The sequence below is a fragment of the Alkaliphilus pronyensis genome (assembly GCF_009017275.1).
Taxonomy (GTDB): domain Bacteria; phylum Bacillota; class Clostridia; order Peptostreptococcales; family Natronincolaceae; genus Alkaliphilus_C; species Alkaliphilus_C pronyensis.
In genome coordinates this window covers 1-7656 of record NZ_WBZC01000060.1, presented here as the reverse complement: position 1 = coordinate 7656, position 7656 = coordinate 1, and the positions used below count along the sequence as shown (strand labels likewise).

The following is a 7656-nucleotide window of genomic DNA, read 5'->3' as shown; positions in this document are numbered from 1 at the left end:
ATGTTTCATAAAAAATCGATTTTTTCTTGTTTTGCCAAAAGTTTCAACAAAAATGCTTCACTATTAATTTTAGATACGTAGTTCTGACACCTTAATCAAAATTAAAAATGAAAAATTAAAACATAAATCATAATTAAAATGGAAAATTGAAAATGGAAAATCATTAATTAAGAGTTAAGAGTTAAGAGTTAAGAGTTATGAGTTAAGAGTTAAGAGTTAAATACAAAGATTTAAAAACAATGATGAAGAAAAAAAATTAAAAGCACTGTTAAGTGTTGTGTAACTGGGTGGAGGGGTTCTCCACCCAATTGCTCTTTCATTTCTCACTGTTTTTTATTACTCATTACTAATTACTCATTTCTCATTACTAATTACTCATTACTCATCACTAATTACTCATTGCTCTTTCATTATTCATCATTAATTGGTTTTCACCTGTCTGCCAGCAACACATATCTTCCTCTGCTCTTGATATTTGCTACAACTCCATCTTCAACTTTTTCAAAGCTATGGTCTGAGGTGTTGTACTTACCCAAAAAGAGCTTGTCTTCATCAACCTTTGGATATGCCAAGGAATCGAACCTGATAATAAATTCTCCATCTCTAACCATAGTGTTTAAATCACTGGTATCTCTTCCCACCTTAAGCTGGAAGTCTAATTCAAAAACATCTGATGCTTGTCTTTGTTTTCTTGATATTGCAGTTTGTATAGGTTCAACATCTTTTCCTGTCAATTTGCTTATGGTAACTAAAACATATGCATCGTCTTTATCTTTATTTGATACTTGACTTACCTCTCTAGTGTATAAATCTCTTGGTAAAAAGGTGAACTGCATTTTTCCATCTGTTATTAATACTTTTCTATTTAGTTCTTTTACTACTGATATTGGTATTGCTACAGTAAACTTGCTTTTATCTTTATATTCTACAAGTGAGAAATCTATAAGATAAGGTGTAGCTTTTATGCCTATCTCATCGGTTCCTATTGTTCGAATAACTTGATTGTTAACTACTTCTACCTTTCCTTCTTTATTTAGCTTGTCTTCTTCTTCCTCTAATTCCTCAAGCTTTTCCCTTAGCTCTGTATCTTCCCTTTCGCTTAGGGTTCTAGCTTTAACCTCTGCAAACTCCAATGCACTACCATATCTATTCATTGCCCTAACCATGAAGCTGTACTCAGTATTGGCTTCGAGATTATTAACTAGGAATTCTAAATCCTTTGTATCTCCAATAAATGTATACTCCTTATCGGCTTTTCTCTTACCATATATTTCGTACCTATCTGCTCTATTTAATACCTCCGGTTTGGAATCTGACCAAATTAGTGTTATTGTTGATTCTGCTCCTGGTATTGCTTCTAAGACTAATGGTCTAGTTGGTACGGGAATCATATACTCAAAATCTTTGTATTCACCTGATAAGCCATCATCTGGGTTTAAAATGATTATATTACTATTTGTGAGGTCTAGTGCTTCATTAAACTTAACCTTAAGTGTGTTTTCATCTTCAAAGGTAACTGAAGCAGCCTCTATTCCTCCAACAACAGCCATCCATCTGCTTACACCTTCATCATCTACTCCTCTTATTCCTCGTGCTATAACTGTTTGTCCAGCTTCTACATTGCTTTCTGGTATTACCTCTCCTCCAATAAATACCTTAGCACCCTGCAAGAACATTTCTCCTTTAATTTCCACCTCTGTTTCTACATCATTGGTAAATAGCTTGCCTGGGTCTACAAGGGAGATGGTGGGCTGACTAATATATGTAAATATATCTTCTCCAATTGCTCGACCGTAATCATAGTTTATTACTTCTATGGTTTGAGGACCTACTCTACCAGCTGGGGTGATGACCTCTAAGGTTTGAGGATTTATATATTCTATATTTTCTTGTGGTACTGGAACTCCTCCTATTAACACTGATACATCCTTATTATTTCCAAAGGTATCTTGATCTTTGAAGCCTGTTCCTTTAATTGTTATTTTGGCTCCTCCAGTAACTGGTCCATAATTTGGCTGAACATCATCTATTGTAGGTGAGCTGCCTTCAGGTATATACTTAAACCAATAGGGGTTACGACTTTGATCATCTGGTACTGTATCTCCATAGGCGTATCCTCCGTCTTCGTTTAAAACAAGTATTCTTAAGTATGGCCCTACAGGATTATCATCTGCTTCTGGTACTATAATAATCATCTCATCATCATTTGCACTTTTAGTTTTTATTTCTGCCTCTTGGTCCCCAATAAACACCTTAGCTCCAGCACGGAAGTTCTCACCTTCGATTATTAATGGTGATCCTCCAGCAGGTGAAGCAGTGGCCACATCAATATTTATGGGTGGTGAATATTCTGTTCCATTTATATCATCCACCTCTGTAGTTGATACAGGAATAATTTTTGTAATTACAGGTGGTCTGAAGGGATTGGTGAAAGTAAACTGTGACGAAGCAAATTTACCATCATAATTAAACACCCTTAGCTGAACTGACTCTACTCCCTGGGCGGGTGGTGTATCAAGTATAATTCTTTCTTCTCCTTCTACCTTTTTGATAACTCCTAGTCTTCTGGTAACTACTAGGTCATCATCTTTAATTTCTATCTTTATGTTTTCATCTGCAAGATTTTCAGTGTCTTCATCTGCTAAGTTAGGTGGTAGCTCCTTCCATGGTATACGGGCTATTTTGAACTCTTCCTCCTCTAATATATAGAAGCTGCTTTTCTTTTCTTCATCCAGATATACCTCTAGCTGATACTCTGGTAAAGCTTCCTTGTAGAAGAGTGTTATATTCTCTGGAGCATATGCGTTATATCTAACTATTACATCCCCCACCTCAACCTCAGCTTGTCCAGACAGTACATCGGCTCTACCAACTTGATTATCGAAAACAACGTGTAGTCCGTTTTCAACAAAATCTTTACCTACTATGGTTATTTCACTACCCCCAAGCAATGAGCCTGATGCTGGTAAAACCTGAGTTATTGCTGGTTGTCTAGATTTATATTCAAAGCCGTTTTTGAAGTTAGCGGTTGCTCCGTCGTAGTTTATTACTGTAATATCTACAATGCCAGCAGGATTTGCTGGTGTTTTTTCAACGATAATCATATCGGTTTCTTCTGGATGACTAAAGGTATCCTTTGGAGGTAAAACAAAGGTTATATCCTCATCTGGAACCCTAACTCCTCCCATAAAGACAGCTGGTTTTTCTGCTATTGCATTATCAACAACACTGGCTCTAAAGTTTATACCAGAAATAAAAATTCTGTCACCGCCCCCGGTGTTTCCATAATTTGGTGTAATCTTGGTTATAACTGCATCGTAGCCTGGGTTAACAAAGGTATAGCCATCATACTTTGTAAAGGAGCTTCCATTTGGATTAACAGTTGTAACAGGTACTAATGCCCTGTTCATCATTTGTAATGCTCCTCCATAGGCAGGTACATATGCCCAAATTGTTTTACCATTATTACTTCTTCTGTATACCTCTGCTTCTTCAGTTCCAAAGAACACTCTTACGCCCTCTTGAAAATTTTCCCCAGATATCTCGGCTATATTTCCACCTCTGTAGTCACCTAAAGCAGGTGATATATCAAATATTTCTGGAGTTGTTGCAACATCTATAAATTTAAAGGCTTTATTAAGCTGGTGACTTCCTAAATCGGGATTAACCACCTTCACATCTAAAAATACGTTTCTTTTAAACTCTTTTTCTGGATCTAGTGGATCTGGAATAATTACATATATAGTGTTATTATCTACTACAGCAACATTACTGCCATAGGTTTTTATACTGGTTGGTGTACCATCGGGATTAATATTTGGTCCATATATTGATTCACCACTAAAATAATTGGTAAAGTCTACTGGTTGATCCAATAGTTCATTATCTGGATCACCGTCTACTCTAAAATATTCCTTATTTATATCTCTACCATCTATATAGACCTTTGTTCCGATTTTTCTGTCTTCTGTTTCACCCTCTGGATCTGCTTCAAAAAAACCTTGTCCTTTAATAATAACTAGACTGCCCTTCCCCCCTACATTTGGAATAATTTCTTGTATAAAGGGCTGACTATAGGTTTGTATGTATTCAAAGTCTGTGGAAGTAAAGCCTCCATCAGGATTAATTATTTGAATTTTTGTTTTGCCAACACGACCATCAGGTGCATTAAATGTAATTATGTTAGGGTTTTGATTTATGTTAATTTCAGCATTTTCAATAATTTCTCCATCTACGGTAACTACTGCATCTGGCTGAAAATCTCTACCTTCTATTATAACCTCTTCATTTTTACCTACTGCAACCTTTTCTGGAGTAACAGAGTCTATACGGGGCTGTATTACTTCATCGTCCTGGGGTGAAATATATTCGAACATGTTTTCTTTATTATCTCTACCGCCAAGCTGCCCTGTAGCTGTAGGATTATATACTATTACATCTGCAAAACCGTTATAGAACTGATAGCCAGCCGGAATAGTAAACTTAATTCTATTACCAGACTTTCTACCCTGTCCATCTACTACATTATTGGCTTCGTCCAGTACAACAAAGGTAAAGTCACTTGTATCTATTATATTTGCTGTATCTCTAATGGTTCCATCTGAATTGGCTGCATAGTAGGCATCAATTTCGCCTGCTGGTGTTCTAGTAATTACTTTATATTTATAGGCTCCTGGTACTGATGGGCTACCTATTATAACTTTGGGATAGTATCTGTCTTCGCCTGAGGCTTCTACCCTAAATTGGTCTCCTTCAATTGTTGCTGATATATTATGATTATATGGACCCTTTTCAGGGGAAATTTTATCAACAACTGGTGTTGTAATGTCTGGCTCAAACTCAAATTCTACTTTATTTTGGTTTTTGAGGGGTGCCTCCTCCACTATGTACTCAATTTCTGTTATGGAATCATCTGCTTCTAGCTTATAATATACTGTTTCTGTTCTTGCTGTTACAGTATATACTCCAGCTTGGCTTACTCTATCGGTGGTTACCTTAATGCTTGTTAAGTCAGACTCATCGGCCTCTAGGGGGATTTTCCTTATTTTTGTTCTCAGTCCAATATAAACATCCACCTTACGCTCTACAAAATGATCGTTTCCCATAGGATATTGAATGTAATAGGATTTGGTATCTAAGTCTTCAAAGAAATTTAACGGATTAGTGTCGGAATCGCCTGGCACTGCAATTGCATCTCCTACAATATCGTCTCCTGTAACAGCTTCAAGGTTATTTAGGCTATATACATTACGTATTCTTAGGTTGTCTATTTCCTTTTCTTCATTTGTAAATGCCTTTTCTGGCTCTATATCAAATACCTCTAAAACGGCTCCTATTGCAATAACATAGTTGAAATTTTGCGGATGAAAATATGAATCACCCTCAAAATTTCTTATGGTAATTAGCTTTTCGCCTGTTGTGGTGTGTCTGGGAACCACCACCTCTAGGCCTTTTTTGGGTACCCCACCATCAATATAATTAAAGGTACCATCACTGAAGGCACTTACGTTTCTTTTAGCCTCTATTCCACCAATGTAAACCTTAGTTCCTAGGTCAAGTAACTGATGATTATTTCTTTCTGGTTTTATACGAACTATTGTACCCTCTGTACCCTGCAGTGGTGTTATACTGGTGTTTTCCCCGATGTCTAATGGGTTTGCAATATTTAAAGCATTTCTTACAATATATCTAACTGTTACATCATTCCCCACTTGCTTTTTTTCAAATATTAGATTTTGATTATAGCCTGAGGTAATGGCAGTTGTCTCTGTATCAACAGATATTTCTACAGGGTCTAATGGATCAGTGATGTTGAAATCAACTTCATTAGCCACAAAGCTTCCTGTAGTTATTCCAAGCTTATATGTGTCGTCAAACTCCGTTCCTCCAACTGTGAAGGTTTCTCCTTTTACAACATTTACTGGCCAAGAAGCTGGACTCAACCCGCCAATAGTGTCTACCTTCATAAGACTATCTGATGGAATATTAAAAACCTTACTGGAGAACTCTGTTGTGCCATCTTTTTTTACAACTCCAAAATATATGTTTCCTGTTGCACCAAAAATGGATTCCAATGTTTGTCCATCGTCATCTTGTGGAGAAAAAATTAAATTTGTAGTTCCATCAAGGGTAAAGTTTTCTATTGTTTTTACAGCATCGTCAATAGAATCACTTGTGGAAACAATTATTACATCAACATCATTTAAGAATATACCATTAAAGATTACTTGATACTTAGTTATTTTTTCTCCGCCGACTACGCTTACTTCTTCATGTATTGTTACATTAAAAATTGATGGTGTAGCAGCATATACGTCTTCTATATTAAAACTACTAAATAGTATATTAAAAAGCATTACTAATGCGATAATTATTGCCCACTTTTTTCCCATTGTTCTTCCCCCTTATAAAGTCCTTTGCGATATATATCGACAAGAATTCCATTATTTTATAGTTGTATAAAATGGAAATATAGGTTTTTTTATCATTATAGCATAGGTTTTTTCTCCTTACTGCATTTTGTTGGTAATTGTCATAAAAATGAAACAAAAGACACAGGGAAAAAGAGAAGACAAATTTAAAATTAAAAACCTATAAAGGCAAGTAATAAGTAATATGGAATAAGTGAAAAACATAGTTGAAAATTGAAAGTTAAGAGTTAAGAGTTAAAGTGGAAAGTTGGTAAGTTGGAAAGACAAGAACAAAGGCAATGTTGGATGGTGGATGTTTAATGAAAAGACAATAAAACCCTGTTTATTTCACAGGGTTCATAAGAGCTATATGTTATTTTGCTGTTTTTAGGACTTGTAGCCTAATCTCTTGGTTATCTACTTTTTCTGTTAATCTGTCTATCTTATAGTTTATATTTGAGATACCCTCCACGCATTGCTTATATCCATCATATACTATGGCTATTTCATTTTTTAGCTGGTTTTCCATTATAAATAGATTGTTATTTAGTTTTATAATATCTTCTTTGGTCGCCATACCCTTTAAGTCTTCCTTGGTTGCCATGTTTTTTATATCCTCTTTGGTTGCCATCCCCTTTAAGTCTTCCTTAGTTGCCATATTTTTTATATCTTCTTTGCTTGCCATCCCCTTTAGGTCTTCCTTGGTTGCCATGACTTGCTTCATTTCATCCATCTCGAAACAAAGTTGGCTATGCATACTATGCATTTCAGAACGTAACTCGCTTTTCATTTCTTGCATTTCAGAACGCAGCTCGCTTTTCATGCTTAGCATTTCAATATACAGCTTTTCTAACAAGCACATTACTTTATCTTCCATTTACATACCCCCGTAAAAGCTAATCTGTTTTTTAATTATAACACATAAAAACTTAATCAATAAACTTGAGATTAATAATTAATAGTGTGTAATTCCTATGTCCCAACCATACCTATCTAGGTTCAACCAGTTGGAGGCTTCGTCAGCTGTAAGCAGATTGTAGCTATTTAAGCCGGTGGGTACATCCCCTATATGATAGAATATTTCTTTTGCCTCACCTGTAGTTCCTCCATCTATGACTAGATGTGAGTATGTGATTTTAGCATATTGATGGGTTTCTAGTGTGAAGTCTACTGCTGTTGAAGCTATTGGCTTTTCTGTTGTTAGCTCTATTGAATACTCCTTAGTGTTTGTTGATATAATCTCTTT

The 7656-nt window shown here is 35.6% G+C and carries 3 protein-coding genes; all 3 read right to left on the bottom strand.

Going from position 1 to position 7656, the window contains the following annotated elements; genetic code table 11:
* Window positions 1–431: 431 nt before the first annotated feature.
* Window positions 432–6392: an IPT/TIG domain-containing protein gene (locus F8154_RS13130; RefSeq protein WP_151862082.1), complete on the bottom strand. Its 5961-nt coding sequence runs from the start codon at window positions 6390–6392 to the stop codon at window positions 432–434.
* 391 nt (window positions 6393–6783) lie between these two features.
* Window positions 6784–7287: a hypothetical protein gene (locus F8154_RS13125; protein ID WP_151862081.1), complete on the bottom strand. Its 504-nt coding sequence runs from the start codon at window positions 7285–7287 to the stop codon at window positions 6784–6786.
* 78 nt (window positions 7288–7365) lie between these two features.
* The coding region (locus F8154_RS15215; RefSeq protein ID WP_192930302.1) for a hypothetical protein at window positions 7366–7656 on the bottom strand (291 nt) is incomplete at its 5' end.